Below are 12,377 nucleotides of genomic sequence, written 5' to 3'. Positions count from 1 at the left end.
GGCTCAGGCGGTGCCGGTGCCGCCCCTGGGTCCGGGTCAGACGATCTCCAGGTTCGCCATCATGCCCATGTCCTCGTGCTCGGCGTTGTGGCAGTGGAAGAGGTACCGGCCCCGGTAGCCGTCGAAGCGGGTGATGATCTCGGCCGACTCGCCGGGGCGCAGCGAGATCGTGTCCTTGAGCCCGGCGTCGTGCGCCAGCGGCGCCCCGCCGCCGCGCGAGAGGACCCGGAAGCCCACGAGGTGCAGGTGGACGGGGTGGTGCACGTCGGCGACGAGCCGCCACACCTCGACGTCGCCGAGGCGGGCCGTGACGTCGGTGCGGGCCGGGTCGAACGGGAGGCCGTCGATGAGCCAGCCGTGCCGCCCGTCGTCCATGCGGCCCGCCCGGAACGCGAGGTCGCGGACCACGGCCGCCTCCGAACGATCCCACTCGGGGAGGTCGTCGGCGAGGGTCTCGGGGATCGCGGCGGCGGCGCCTTCGCGGGCGATGCGGAACCGCATGATGTCGGCGGTGCCGCCGCTCCCGAGCCGGTTCCGCAGGCGCACAGTCGAACCGACGGGCAGGCCGCCGAAGTCGACGAGCAGGTCGTAGCGTTCGGCGGGCGCGATCGGCAGCCGCTCGTGGCGTACGGGCGCGGCGAGGAGGCCCTGGTCGGCGCCGATCTGCACCAGCGGCACGGTGCCGCCGTCGTCGGCCACGGCTTCGAGCTCGTAGTGCCTCGCGTTGGAGCCGTTGAGGACCCGCAGCCGGTACAGGCCGGTGTCCACCTCGTGCTCGGGCCAGGGCGCGCCGTTGACGAGGACCACGTCTCCGAGGACTCCGGCGAGGTAGGGCCCGGTGACGCCGTGCTCGCCGGTGAGGCTCGGGTCGACTGCGGGGTAGGCGAGCTGGCCGTCCTCGTCGAAGGCCCGGTCGGCGATCATGAGCGGCAGTTCACGGTCGCCGCGCGGCAGGTCGAGGGCGTCCTCCACGTCGTCGCGCACGAAGTGGAGCCCGGCGAGGCCGCGCCAGATCGCCGGGGCGGTGAAGTCCATGCGGTGGTCGTGGTACCAGAGCATCGCCGCGCGCTGGTCGAGCGGGAACCCGTACTCGCGCTGCACGTTCGACACCGCGGCGCGGTCGTCGGCCATGCTGTGTCCCGCGTGGCCGGTCCAGGCGTCGGGGAGCACGAGGTCGGTCGGGTAGCCGTCGGAGGCCGCGGGGGTGCGGCCGCCGTGGAGGTGGAGCACCGTGGGGACCGGGAGTTCGTTGCGGTGCAGGACAGTGGTGTGCCTTCCGCGCCGCGACTCGATCGTCGGGCCGGGGAAGACGCCGTCGTAGGTCCACAGCCGCGTCGCGAACCCGGGGATGATCTCCGCGTCGATCTCCTGCTGCACCATTTCGTACCGGTCGCCGTCCGCAGTGGACTCGACGGGCGCGAGCACGGGTGGGACCGGCAGCGGCACCGTGAACGGCTCGGGCAGCGGCACGGCGCTGCGCAGCTGGTCCCCGGTCTCGGCGGGGCGGCGGGCCCACCCGGCGGACAGGGCCAGCCCGCCCGCGGCGACCGCCCCGATCCCGGCGCCGATCGCCAGCGCCCGGCGCCGCGAGACCGGCAGGCTCCACTCACCCATCGGACCGGACCTCCTTGCGGCGCCTGGGAAGCGGGCGCCGCCACACCGCCGCGAACATCCCGGCGATCCCGGCGACCAGGGCCACGCCGAGCGGGAAGTGCAGCCACAGCTCGCCCCACATCCCCGCGAAGTACTGCGCGGTCACGCCCGTCACGAGCGCCAGCGAGGCCCAGAACGGCCAGGCCCGGCGCGCTCTCGCCCACACGACGCCTGCGGTGACGAGGTGTGCGATCGCTATGTAGGACACCAGGTCCGCGCCGCGCATGTGCCAGGCGAGGCCGTCGAAGTCGCCGCTCAGGTACACCCCGGCGAACACCGGCTGCGCGAACCCGGCGACCAGGTACGCGGTCGACACGCCCCGCAGGACCCAGCCGCTGGCCGCGGTCCGCTCCGCCGGCGGCTCCGGCGTCGCGGGGGCCGCGGCCGGGGCGTCGATCGTCAGTTCTCGTTGCATGCCGCCAACGTTATGACGATGCGGTTAATACTTCAAAGACCAATATCGCTATGATGTTATGATTCGAACGGCATGAGGAGCACTCGTGGACCTGAACACCCTGCGCCAGTTCCTGGCGGTCGCCCGCCTGGAGCACCTCAGCGGCGCCGCCGCCGAGCTGCGCGTGGCCCAGCCTTCGTTGAGCCGGAGCATCGCCCGCCTCGAAGCCGAGCTCGGCGCGCCCCTGTTCGACCGCGCGGGTCGCTTGCAGCTCAACGACACCGGCCGCCTCTTCCGCGACCACGTCGAGCGGGCCGTCGGCGAACTGGAGGCCGGGCGCCGCGCGGTCGCCGAGTCCCTCAGCGGCGGCGCGGGCAGCGTGCGCCTGGCCTCGGAGACGTTCCTGCCGCTGACCGGCCCGATCGCGGCGTTCACCGCCGCGCACCCCGAGGTCGAGCTGCACCTCCATCAGATGGCGCCCGCCGAGATGGAGCGGGCCCTGCTCGCGCAGGAGGTGGACCTGTGCCTGGCCTCGCAGCCGGTCGCCGCTCCCGGCACCGAGTCGGCCGTGGTCGCGGTCGAACCGGTCTGGCTCGCGACCCCGCCCGGCCACCGCCTCGCCTCCGCGGGGCGCGTGTCCCCCGACGACCTCGCCGACGAGCCGTTCGTCACGACCCGGCCCGGTCTATGGCAGCGCCGCCTCCTCGACCGGCTGTTCGCCGACCGCAACCGCGAGCCGCGGATCGTCTGCGAGACCGACGAGACCGCCGCCACGTTCGTGCTCGTCAGCTCCGGCATCGGCGTGTGCCTGTTCCCCGCGATCGCCCGCGTCACCTGGACGACCCCGGAGGTCGCGTGGGCGGCCATCGACGACCCTCACTGCCACCGCACCCTCAGTCTCCACTGGACCGACGGCGACCGCCTGTCCGCCGCGGCCCGTCTCATGCGGGCGCAGATCCTCGAATGGCAGTGGGCCGGGCACTGAGCCGGTTCGGCGACTCCCCTACGGCTCCAAGTCGGCCACTCCCTTGCCGGTGGCGATGTCGAACGGCACCGACACCTGGTCGTGCACGATCCGCCACTCCTCCGCCGACTTCGCGAGGCAGAACGTCGCCCGCACCCACATGCCCTCGGCGACGGCGCCGTTCTTCAGCTTCCCGCTGAGCCGCCCGAAGCCGTGCGCGAACGCGATCGACTCGTCCACGGTGAGCCGCAGGTCCCGCAGCTCGTAGTCCACTTCGGCGAACACGGCGAAGACGTTCGCCCAGTTCTTCAGCTTCGCGTCGATCCCGACGTGCTGGAGCGGCGGCTCGACGTCGAAGGACACGACGTCCTCCGAGTACAGCCGCCCGATCGCGTCGAGGTCCTTGGCGCGCAACCCCTCCACGATCGATCCGAACAGCCCCCGGATCGCCGTCCCGTCCGCCTCACGCTGCATGTCCATCGTCTCGTTCCCTTCCTTCGGTCGACTGTGTCCGAAACTATGACGGGGCAGCCGTCCCGAGTGTGACAGCCCGGGACGGAGACCTGGAACACGTCGCGATTCCGGGCAACCCCGCGCGCCCCCGCCCGCCTATGTACATCGCAGGGGCCCCCGCATCCACCACCGCGACGGGGCCCGGCCCGCCCGCACCCGTCGTTCGAGAGAGGCCCAGTGAAGAGCAAGGAGCAGCAAGAGGCCGAGTTCCGGTCGTTCGCCTCGGCCCATCGCGGCAACCTGCGCAGGCAGGCGTACCTGCTGTCGGGCGACTGGTTCGAGGCCGACGACATCGTGCAGAAGGCCCTCGCGAAGGCGTTCGCGGTGTGGCGGCGCGTCGACCCGGTCGGTGCCCCCGCGTACGTGCGCAAGATCGTCGTCAACACCTACCTGTCCCACCGGCGCCTCGCCTGGGTCAGGCGCGAGCGCATCGGAGACGACCTCCCCGACCTGCCTGCCGACCACCCGCAGGAGGGCGTGGACGAGCGGCTCGCGGTCGTCGCGGCGCTCGACCGGCTGCCGCCGCGCCAGCGGGCGACGCTCGTGCTCCGCTACTGGGAGGACCTGTCCATCGAGGACACCGCCGCGGCCATGGGGTGCACCACCGGGACCGTGAAGAGCCAGTGCGCGAAGGGCCTCGCGAAGATGCGCGGCCTCCTCGCCGAATCCGAATCCGAACCCGTCAGGGCCTGAACGAAGGGAAGTGCAACCGATGGACCAGCACGACGACACCGCGACCCTGCTCCGGCGGGCCCGCCCCGACACCGGCGCCGAAGACGCGCCCCTCGACCTCGACGCGGTCGTGAAGGCGGGCTACCGCGCCCGCCGCCGCTCCCGCGCCGCCCTCGGCTCCGCGACCGCCGCGATCGCCTGCCTGGCGGCCGTCCTCGTCTTCTCCCTGGGCGGCGTCCCCGGCCGCCAGGAGTTCCCGGCCGGGGCCCCGCTCGGCTTCGACCCGGCGATGGCCGGGTACCTCGGCCCGGCCGCCGACACCTGGGACCGGCGCCAGCCGGAACTCGACGAGGCCCTGCGCGACGCCTTCGGCGACCTCGCGGTCGACTCCGGTTTCCTCGATGAGGACCAGCTCGAATACGACCGGCCCTCCGACGACGAGATCCGGGACGCGATGGGCGAGGGCACCGGCTACTACGGCGCGCTCAGCGAACTCGGCTACCACGACCTGCCGCTCCAGTTCGGACCCTGGACCGACACCGGCAACTCCGGCCAGGTCTACCTGCGCGGCCTCGTCTCCCGCGACGGCGACGAGGAGGCCGAGCGGTCCTCGTTCACCGTGAACGCGCTCGCTCCGGGCGGCTGGACCGCCGAGCCCGGGCCGACCGGCGACGTCGCGTTCCCGCAGCACCTCATCTCCGACGAGGCGTCCTGGACCGGCGAGGCGCCCGAGTTCACCACCGAGGAGCTCGACGACGGCCGCACCCTCATGGTCGCCGACCACGGCTGCGCCTTGGAGGCCGCCGTCGTGTACCCCAACGGCTCCGCACTGCGGTCCTCATGGGACCTCGACTGCGAGGACCAGGGCCGCGAGATGGACGTCGAGGACCTCAAGGACGCGATGCTCGCGATGCCGCAGATCGAGTACGACACCAGCGAACTCGTGCCGGTCGACGAGCTGCTGGACATCCCGCCCGGCTGGCCCCGGGACGGGTCGTGGCCATTCGAGGCCCACGACGACGCGAAATCCACCATGGACGAGGTCGAGGACAAGCTCGACGCGCTGCACCCGGGGGTCGAGCAGCACGATGCGGCGGCAGGCCAACGCGGGGACGCCGAAGGGTCGGTCCTGCGCGTCTACGAAGGCGCCTTCACACTGCCGATCGCCGACGAGGCCGATGTCCCGGTCGGCGTCGACGTCACGTACACGCTCCCGGGGGGCTGGCTCCCCGGCCTGGCGCCGGAGACTACCGGACCCGAGCCGTACCTGCTGAGCTGCGAAGGCGACAAGGACGACGACTGCGAGGAGACCGAAGTCGACGGCCGCACCGTCGCCACCGGCGTCTTCAGCGTCGGCGATCACCATTCCTACGAGATCGTGGCCTTCGACCCCGCGGGATGGGCGGTCACGCTCACCACCGGCTTCCAGGGCGAGATCGAGGACCTCTCCCTGGAGGACCTCGTCGAACTCACCGCCGCGCTGCCCGCGCCCGTGTACGACCCGGCCGAGTACGAGCGCTAAGGCGCGGCCCAGCGCGTCAGGCGGGCCGTGGTGACCGCGGGGGTCGGGAGGCCGTCGAGGGCGGCGAGTTCGAGGTCGAGCGCGGCTGGGCGCGGCTCGGCCGCGAGCTCGCGGGGGACGGGGTAGTCGAGGTCGAAGGCCTCGCCGCCGCCGTCCCAGCGCTCTTCGGCGACGAGGACGCCGCCGAGGCGGATCGCGACGGCGGCGGGGCCGTCGAGGCGGAAGCCGATGCGGAGCCCTTGGGCCTGGGCCTGCGGGTCCTTGAAGGTGACGGCCATCGACGCGGTGGTCGAGCGGGAGCGGCGGCCGTCGGCGGTGGTGTGGACCTGCGTGTCCCGGCCGCGGAAGGCGTGGTCGCTCTCGGGCTGCTGCTCGCCGAACGCGACCTTGTCGACCGTGGTGCGGTCGAGCGCCAGGGAGTCGCGGTCGGCGGCGGCGAGGGCGGCGCGGCGCTCGGCGATCCGCGCGGGCTCGGCGACGGGCCAGTAGACGGTGTACCGGGCGTCGTGGAGCCCGAGGAACGGCTCCAGTTCCACGGTGCCGGCCGGGTCGGCCGTGGCGAGCCGGTAGCGGAGCGGCCCTTCGGGTTCGAGGACGTCGGCGGCGGGCAGGTCGGGGACGATCGGCACGTCGCCGAGGCTCATGAGCGGACCGTGGGCGACGTGGCCCATGCGGGAGTCGTCGGCGAGGAGGCCGTCCAGGCGGCTGTCGCCGTTGCGGGCGGCGAGGAGCACGGGACCGGCGAAGTAAGCCTGCCAGGGCGAGCCGTCGGGGAGCCGTTCGGCGCTGAGCCGCAGCGGGAGCCGGAAGGCGACGGTGTCGCCGGGCTGCCAGGTCCGCTCGATGAGGACGGCGCCCGGGACGGTTTCGGCTTGCACTGCTTTGCCGTTGACCGCGAGGTCGGCGAGGCCGTCGGACCAGCCGGGCACGCGCAGGCGGAGCGCGAACGCGCGCGGCTCGTCCAGGTCGAGGACGACGGTGACGGCTTCCTCTGCGGGGAAGGCGGTCTCGATGCGGACGCGGCCGCCGAACTCGGGCGCGTCGAGCCGCGCGGGGAGGTACAGGTTGACCGCCAGCGCGCCGTCGTGCTCGCCGAAGACGAGTTCGCCGTACTTGGCCTGGGCTTCGATGCCGGTGCCGACGCAGCACCACATGCTCGTCTCCGGCTGGGAGTAGACGCGGTAGTGGCCCGGGCGCATGGAGGTGAAGTAGACGAGGCCGCCGTGGCCGGGGTGCTGGGAGGCGAGCTGGTGGTTGTAGACGGCGCGCTCGGCGAAGTCGAAGTGGGCGGGTTCGAGGCCCGCCGCGGCGAGGCGGCGGGTCAGCTTGAGCATGTTGTAGGTGTTGCAGGTCTCGGGGCCTTCGCGGTCCTCGATCATGGCGGCGAAGTCGTCGGCGGCGTGGAAGTGCTCGCGGACGGAGTTGCCGCCCAGGGCGACCGAGCGGTGCTCGACGACCTGGTGCCAGAAGTACCGTGAGGCGGCTTCGAGGTCGGTGTCACCGGTGACGGCGGCGGTGGCGGCGTAGCCGACGGCCTTGGGGATCTGGGTGTTGGCGTGGCGGCCGGTGAGGTCGTCGCGGCGCTCCAGGAGCGGGTCCAGGATCGCGCGGTGGGAGAAGCGGCGGGCCATGTCGGCGTAGTCGGTGCGGCCGGTGATGGCGGCGAGGTCGGCGTAGGCCTCGTTCATGCCGCCGAACTCGGTGTCGAGCATGGTCTCGAACGCGTCGTCGCCGATGGTGGCGGCGATGTCGAGCCACCAGTCCGCGAGGCGCAGCACGATGTGGAGCGCCTTGTCGTGGCCGAGGAGGGTGTGGGCGTCGATGAGGCCCGCGAAGGTCTTGTGCAGGTTGTACCAGGGGACCCAGTGGTCGCTGGAGCCGAGCGTGCCCACGCCTTCGCCGTTGCGGAGCCCTTCGAAGAGCGCGGCGCCGCCGGGGACGCCGCCGACGTAGCCGGTGCCGAGGTGGTCCTGGGCGCGGGCGAGTTCGGCGACCATGCGGTCCAGGCGCTCCCGGGGCTCGGGCTCGCCGGTGGCGACGGCGAGGAGGGCGAGCGCGGAGAGGTAGTGGCCGCCGATGTGCCCGTCGAGGCCGGAGTCCTCCCAGTTGCCGTAGCTGGGGGCGGCGGGTTCGAGCCCGGCTTCGCGCAGGAACGGGGCGAGGAGGCGGTCGGGGTCCATGGCGAGGACGTAGGCGAGGTCGGCGCGGAGGGCGTGCTTGAACGGGCCGTCCAGCAGCGTGACTCGGGTGAGCGGGAAGGCGTGCATCGGGCCCCTCGTTGGATGTGTACCGGTAAACCTGCGTTGCCAATCTACCCGAGCGACGCGGCCGCGGTGCACAAGGAAAGGCCCCCGTCCCACCAGACGGAGGCCTCGGGTTCGTGAGCCGGCGGCTATCTCGGTCGTTCGAGGTGGTCGCCCGCGGTGTCCTGGGTCGCGGCGGTGGCGTGGTCGGCGACGCCGGCGGTGAGTCCGGCGACCGCCAATGCGAGGGCGGCGGCCGCGATGATCCTGCGGCGGTACGGGTGTCGCATCTTGAACGCGTGGTCGGGTCGGTGCTGCATGGGCTCGGTGTTCCCTCGTCGATGGCTGGCCCGGGGGCCGTCCGGTGGGGACGGGGTGCGGGCATCGCGTGATCGGAAATGGTGGGTCCGCATGGGAGGCGGGGATCGGCCGGGCGGCGCTGAGCGCGCGTCCGGCTAGCGCATCAGAGGTCGACAGAGGGCGCTCGCGGCGCCCATCTGGTCGATGGCGCGCCGCCGGGTGAGTCGTGCGGCGGTTCGCATGGCTCGACCATACCAGCGACCCCATCCGGGGGGTAGGAGTTCTTGCATGGTGGGACGATTGCGGACATCCCTCGCAAACGCTGTCATGGCGGGCCGCGAGTGACCGGCCGACCCCTGACTTTCGTCAGGGGCGGATCCGGACTTTCTTCCGATGGCAGCAGGTCAGGGCCGCAATAACGTTCACCGGGTACTCGTCCAGAACGGAGCCACCCACGTGAAACCCAAGGTCCTCAAGCTGATCGGCGCCGCATTCGCGGCCGCCGCAGTGGCCGCCGCGCCGGCCTCCCCGGCGCACGCCGAGACCGCCCCCGACCCAGAGGCGTACGACGCCTACCTGACCGACCTCGTCGAGGCCACCGACGTGCCGGGCCTGTCCGCGGTCGTCACGCGCGGCGGGGAGACCGTCTTCGCCGCCGGGTACGGGGAGGACTCGAACGGCGACCCGGTCACCGAGCACACGCCGATGCGCGTCGCCTCGGTGTCGAAGTCCTTCACCGCCATGGCCGTCATGATCCTCGTCGAGGAAGGCGCGATCGACCTCGACGCCCCCGTCGCCGACCAGCTCCCCGGATTCGAGATGGCCGACCCGCGGGCCGGGGAGGTGACGGTCCGCCAGCTCCTCGACCAGACCTCCGGGTTCAGTGACACGAGCATCGACGTCGTCGAGCTTGAGGACGCGGCCTCCTTGGAGGACTACGTGTCCCGCCTCGCCGACGACTCGCTCGCCGCCGACCCTGGCACCGACTGGGCCTACTGCAACGCGAACCTCAACGTCGCGGCCCGCCTCGTCGAGGTCGCCTCCGGGAAGTCGTTCGCCGAATTCATGCGCGAACGGGTCTTCACGCCGCTCGGGATGGAGGACAGCGCGACCCGCGACGAGGACGTCATGCCCGGCCTCGGCTACAACTCCCTGTACGGCGTCTGGATCCCCCGCGAGGAGGCCCCCGGGTTCCTCGACGACTCCGGCAGCGGCGGCATCATCACCAGCGCCGCCGACATGGGGAAGTGGCTCATCAGCCAGAACGGCGAGGGCACGCAGCTCGTCAGCGCCGCAGGGCTCGACGCGATGCACACCGCCTCGGACGTCCAGGACTACGGGATGGGCTGGAGCGTCGAGTCCGACGGGACGCTGGCCCACTCGGGGAACCTCATGACCTACAACGCGGTCGAGTGGATCAGTCCCGAGACCGGGTACGGGATCGCGGTGATGAGCACCGGCGCGGGTCTCAGCGACGTCACCTGGAGCGCCATGGAGGGCCTGGCCGCGATCACCGAAGGCGGGACCCCGGCGGAGCCTTCCAGCAGCGGGCAGGTCTACGACCTGGTGCTGCTGCTCGCGACGCTGGCCGCGATCGGGCTCGGGGTCCTCGGGGTGGTGCGCTCGCGCCGCTGGGCCGGGAAGCGGGCCGGGCGCAAGGCGTGGCGGACCGCGCTGCGGATGGTGCCGGTGCTCGTCCCCGCGGTCGTGTTCGCGGGCTTCCCGGCGGGCGTCTCGTTCATCTCGGGTGGGCGCACCATCCCGTGGAACCAGATGTTCTACTTCGCGCTGCCGCTCACGCTGACGCTCCTGGCCGCGGCCGTGGCGGGGATCGCCGTCGCGGTCGCGCGGGCGGTGCGGCTCAAGTCGGTAGTCTCGGCGGCGTGATGTACGGGGCAGGGCTGGCGCTCATCGCGGCCGCGGCGATGGTGAACGGGATCGACACCGTGCAGCTCCCGGCATGGCGGCAGGCGGTCTTCGTGGTGCTGGCCCTGCTCGCGTACCTGCACGGGCGGCGCCTCGACTTCCGGTACGGCGCGCCCCTGCTGCTCGCGGCCGCGGCGCTGACGGTGCCGGTCATGATCGTCGACCGCGGCAACGGCGTCACGGCGTTCCTGGTCCTGGGGGCGTTCGTGATGCTGCCGTGGTTCGGCGGCCGGTACCGCCGCCAGCAGGTCGAACTGCTCGAAGCCGAGCGGGAGCGGGCCGCGCGGCTCGAACACGAGCGCGACCTCGTGGCCGAGCGGGCCCAGGCCCTGGAGCGGGCCCGGATCGCCGCCGACCTGCACGACTCGGTCGGCCACGACCTCGCGCTCATCGCCCTGCGGGCCGGGGCCCTGGAACTGTCGCCGGACCTGTCCGAAGCCGGGCGGGAGGCCGCGGCCGCGCTGCGCGCCAACGCGGTCGAGGCCACCGACCGGCTCCGGCAGTCCCTGGGCATGCTGCGAGAAGAGGCCGCGCCGGTCGCCCCGGTCGACGAGCCGGTGCGGGACCTCGTGGCGCGGTCGGCTGAAGCCGGACTTGAGGTGCGGCTCGAAGGCGGCGCCGAGGCGTTCGGGCCGCTCGTGGACCGGGCCGTGTACCGGATCGTGCAGGAGGCGTTGACCAACGCCGCCAAGCACGCTCCGGGTGCGGCGGTCGCGGTGCTGGTTGAGCGGGAGGTCGCGGAGGTGCTCGTGCGGGTGTCGGACTCGGGCGGCGCGGCGGCGCCGCGGCTGGAGCCCGGGGGCTCGGGGCTGGCGGCGCTGGCCGGGCGGGTGCGGCTGCTGGGCGGGTCGTTCAGTGCGGGGCGGCGCGGCGGCGGGTTCGCCGTCGAGGCCCGGATCCCGTTGGAGGGGAATCGATGATCAGAGTGCTGCTGGCCGACGACGAGGCCATGATCCGGGCCGGGGTCGCCGCGATCCTGGCGAGCGACCCGGGGATCGAGGTGGTCGCGGAGGCCGGTGACGGCGCCGAGGCCGTCGAGATGGTCCGGGCGCACCGGCCCGACGTGGCGGTCCTCGACATCCGCATGCCGCGGCTCGACGGGCTCTCGGCGGCGACCGAGATCCGCAGCGTCGCAGCGGGAACCGCGGTGGTCATGCTGACCACGTTCGACGAGGACGACTACGTGATGCGCGCGCTCGGGGAGGGCGCGAGCGGGTTCATGCTCAAGGCGGCCGACCCCCGGGAGCTGATCTTCGGGATCAAGGCCGTCGCCGACGGCGCGGCGTACCTCTCCCCCAGGATCGCCCACCGGGTCATCGCGAAGATGGGCGCGGCGGGCTTCGCCCGGCCGACCCCGGCGAAGGAGCGGATCGCGGGCCTGACCCCGCGGGAGCAGGAGGTGCTCGGACTGCTCGGCGAGGGCTTGTCCAACCACGAGATCGGCAAGCGGCTCTATATGTCTGAGGGCACGGTCAAGGGCCACATGACCGCGATCTTCACCCGGCTCGGCCTCCGCAACCGGGTCCAGGCCGCGATCCTCGCCTACGAGGCGGGCCTGGTGGCCCGCCCCTGAGGCGAAGCGCCGCCGACCGAACGGCGGGCCGTGCGACCTGGCCCGAGGTCCGGTCGGAAGACGGCCGCCCCTTGCTCGAACGAGCGGCCGAGGTCGACCGATGGGCGGCTAGCGCTGGAGTTCGGTCTCGATGGCCTTGCGGAGGGCCGGGTCGTCGGGGGTGACCGTGGGGGCGAAGCGGGCGGCGACCTCGCCGTCGCGGCCGAGGAGGAACTTCTCGAAGTTCCACTGGATCTCGGGGTCGGCGTCGGTGTTGCCCTCGATCACGGGGCGGCGGGCGATGAGCTCGGTGTAGAGCGGGTGGCGGGTCTCGCCCGCGACGCTGATCTTCGCCATGAGCGGGAACGTGACCGCGTAGTTGACCGAGCAGAACTCGGCGATCTCCTCGTCGGTGCCGGGCTCCTGGCCCATGAAGTCGTTCGCGGGGAAGCCGACCACGGTGAAGCCGCGGTCGCGGTACTCCTCGTACGCGGCCTGGAGTCCCTCGTACTGCGGGGTGAGGCCGCATTTCGAGGCGGTGTTGACGACCAGGACCACCTCGCCGAGGTGGTCGGCGAGCGTCGCCGCCGCGCCGTCGTTGGTGGTGAAGCCGATCGCGCCCAGGTCCTGTCCCATGG

General features: G+C 72.7%; 12 protein-coding genes. 6 read left to right on the top strand and 6 right to left on the bottom strand.

Features of this window, described 5'->3' with window-relative positions:
* Positions 1 to 36: 36 nt before the first annotated feature.
* Together WA640_RS11810 and WA640_RS11805 are read right to left on the bottom strand one after the other, a co-directional pair.
* Positions 37 to 1,614, bottom strand: coding sequence for a multicopper oxidase family protein (locus WA640_RS11810; protein WP_335987847.1), 1,578 nt, complete (start codon positions 1,612 to 1,614; stop codon positions 37 to 39).
* On the bottom strand, positions 1,607 to 2,068 hold the full coding sequence (locus WA640_RS11805; protein ID WP_335987846.1) for a hypothetical protein: 462 nt from the start codon (positions 2,066 to 2,068) through the stop codon (positions 1,607 to 1,609). The genes WA640_RS11810 and WA640_RS11805 overlap by 8 nt, the downstream gene beginning before the upstream one ends.
* Positions 2,069 to 2,153: 85 nt before the next feature.
* On the opposite strand from WA640_RS11805, the gene WA640_RS11800 reads away from it, so the two are divergent.
* Positions 2,154 to 3,032, top strand: a complete 879-nt coding sequence (locus tag WA640_RS11800) for a LysR substrate-binding domain-containing protein (protein ID WP_335987845.1) — start codon at positions 2,154 to 2,156, stop codon at positions 3,030 to 3,032.
* A gap of 18 nt (positions 3,033 to 3,050) precedes the next feature.
* Here the strand turns inward: WA640_RS11800 and WA640_RS11795 are convergent, their stop codons facing one another.
* Positions 3,051 to 3,491 (bottom strand): YybH family protein, encoded by a 441-nt coding sequence (locus tag WA640_RS11795; RefSeq protein WP_335987844.1) that lies wholly within the window; start codon positions 3,489 to 3,491, stop codon positions 3,051 to 3,053.
* Positions 3,492 to 3,701: 210 nt separating this feature from the next.
* On the opposite strand from WA640_RS11795, the gene WA640_RS11790 reads away from it, so the two are divergent.
* A complete protein-coding gene (locus WA640_RS11790; RefSeq protein WP_335987843.1) occupies positions 3,702 to 4,217 on the top strand; it encodes a SigE family RNA polymerase sigma factor in 516 nt (171 codons plus the stop codon).
* A gap of 19 nt (positions 4,218 to 4,236) precedes the next feature.
* The gene (locus tag WA640_RS11785) at positions 4,237 to 5,718 is read left to right on the top strand and encodes a hypothetical protein (protein ID WP_335987841.1); all 1,482 of its coding nucleotides are present in this window, start codon (positions 4,237 to 4,239) and stop codon (positions 5,716 to 5,718) included.
* On the opposite strand, the gene WA640_RS11780 is transcribed toward WA640_RS11785, so the two are convergent.
* Both WA640_RS11780 and WA640_RS11775 read right to left on the bottom strand, forming a co-directional pair.
* Entirely contained in the window at positions 5,715 to 7,985 is a 2,271-nt protein-coding gene (locus tag WA640_RS11780; RefSeq protein ID WP_335987840.1) for a beta-L-arabinofuranosidase domain-containing protein, read from the bottom strand. The genes WA640_RS11785 and WA640_RS11780 overlap by 4 nt on opposite strands.
* A 125-nt stretch (positions 7,986 to 8,110) precedes the next feature.
* Entirely contained in the window at positions 8,111 to 8,281 is a 171-nt protein-coding gene (locus WA640_RS11775) for a hypothetical protein (protein WP_181245727.1), read from the bottom strand.
* 436 nt (positions 8,282 to 8,717) lie between these two features.
* Here WA640_RS11775 and WA640_RS11770 point away from each other — a divergent pair, with 436 nt between their 5' ends.
* Genes WA640_RS11770 through WA640_RS11760 form a run of 3 tightly spaced genes read left to right on the top strand, consistent with a single transcriptional unit; the run spans position 8,718 to position 11,760 of the window.
* Positions 8,718 to 10,148, top strand: coding sequence for a serine hydrolase domain-containing protein (locus WA640_RS11770; protein WP_335987839.1), 1,431 nt, complete (start codon positions 8,718 to 8,720; stop codon positions 10,146 to 10,148).
* Positions 10,148 to 11,107, top strand: coding sequence for a sensor histidine kinase (locus tag WA640_RS11765; RefSeq protein WP_335988268.1), 960 nt, complete (start codon positions 10,148 to 10,150; stop codon positions 11,105 to 11,107). The genes WA640_RS11770 and WA640_RS11765 overlap by 1 nt, the downstream gene beginning before the upstream one ends.
* Entirely contained in the window at positions 11,104 to 11,760 is a 657-nt protein-coding gene (locus tag WA640_RS11760; RefSeq protein ID WP_335987838.1) for a response regulator transcription factor, read from the top strand. Before WA640_RS11765 ends, WA640_RS11760 begins: the two co-directional genes overlap by 4 nt.
* 108 nt (positions 11,761 to 11,868) lie before the next feature.
* On the opposite strand, the gene WA640_RS11755 is transcribed toward WA640_RS11760, so the two are convergent.
* Positions 11,869 to 12,375 (bottom strand): glutathione peroxidase, encoded by a 507-nt coding sequence (locus tag WA640_RS11755; protein WP_335987837.1) that lies wholly within the window; start codon positions 12,373 to 12,375, stop codon positions 11,869 to 11,871.
* Positions 12,376 to 12,377: the final 2 nt, after the last annotated feature.

This window comes from Glycomyces sp. MUSA5-2 (assembly GCF_037034145.1).
Classification (GTDB): domain Bacteria; phylum Actinomycetota; class Actinomycetes; order Mycobacteriales; family Micromonosporaceae; genus Glycomyces; species Glycomyces artemisiae.
Note: the sequence above shows the minus strand (reverse complement) of the source record. Positions and strands in the feature narration are given on the sequence as shown.

Coding starts and splice junctions, on each gene's coding strand:
- WA640_RS11810 (WP_335987847.1), bottom strand. CDS start 1,614: ATGGGTGAGTGGAGCCTGCCGGTCTCGCGGCGCCGGGCGCTGGCGATC.
- WA640_RS11805 (WP_335987846.1), bottom strand. CDS start 2,068: ATGCAACGAGAACTGACGATCGACGCCCCGGCCGCGGCCCCCGCGACG.
- WA640_RS11795 (WP_335987844.1), bottom strand. CDS start 3,491: ATGGACATGCAGCGTGAGGCGGACGGGACGGCGATCCGGGGGCTGTTC.
- WA640_RS11785 (WP_335987841.1), top strand. CDS start 4,237: ATGGACCAGCACGACGACACCGCGACCCTGCTCCGGCGGGCCCGCCCC.
- WA640_RS11780 (WP_335987840.1), bottom strand. CDS start 7,985: ATGCACGCCTTCCCGCTCACCCGAGTCACGCTGCTGGACGGCCCGTTC.
- WA640_RS11775 (WP_181245727.1), bottom strand. CDS start 8,281: ATGCAGCACCGACCCGACCACGCGTTCAAGATGCGACACCCGTACCGC.
- WA640_RS11765 (WP_335988268.1), top strand. CDS start 10,148: ATGTACGGGGCAGGGCTGGCGCTCATCGCGGCCGCGGCGATGGTGAAC.
- WA640_RS11760 (WP_335987838.1), top strand. CDS start 11,104: ATGATCAGAGTGCTGCTGGCCGACGACGAGGCCATGATCCGGGCCGGG.
- WA640_RS11755 (WP_335987837.1), bottom strand. CDS start 12,375: ATGGGACAGGACCTGGGCGCGATCGGCTTCACCACCAACGACGGCGCG.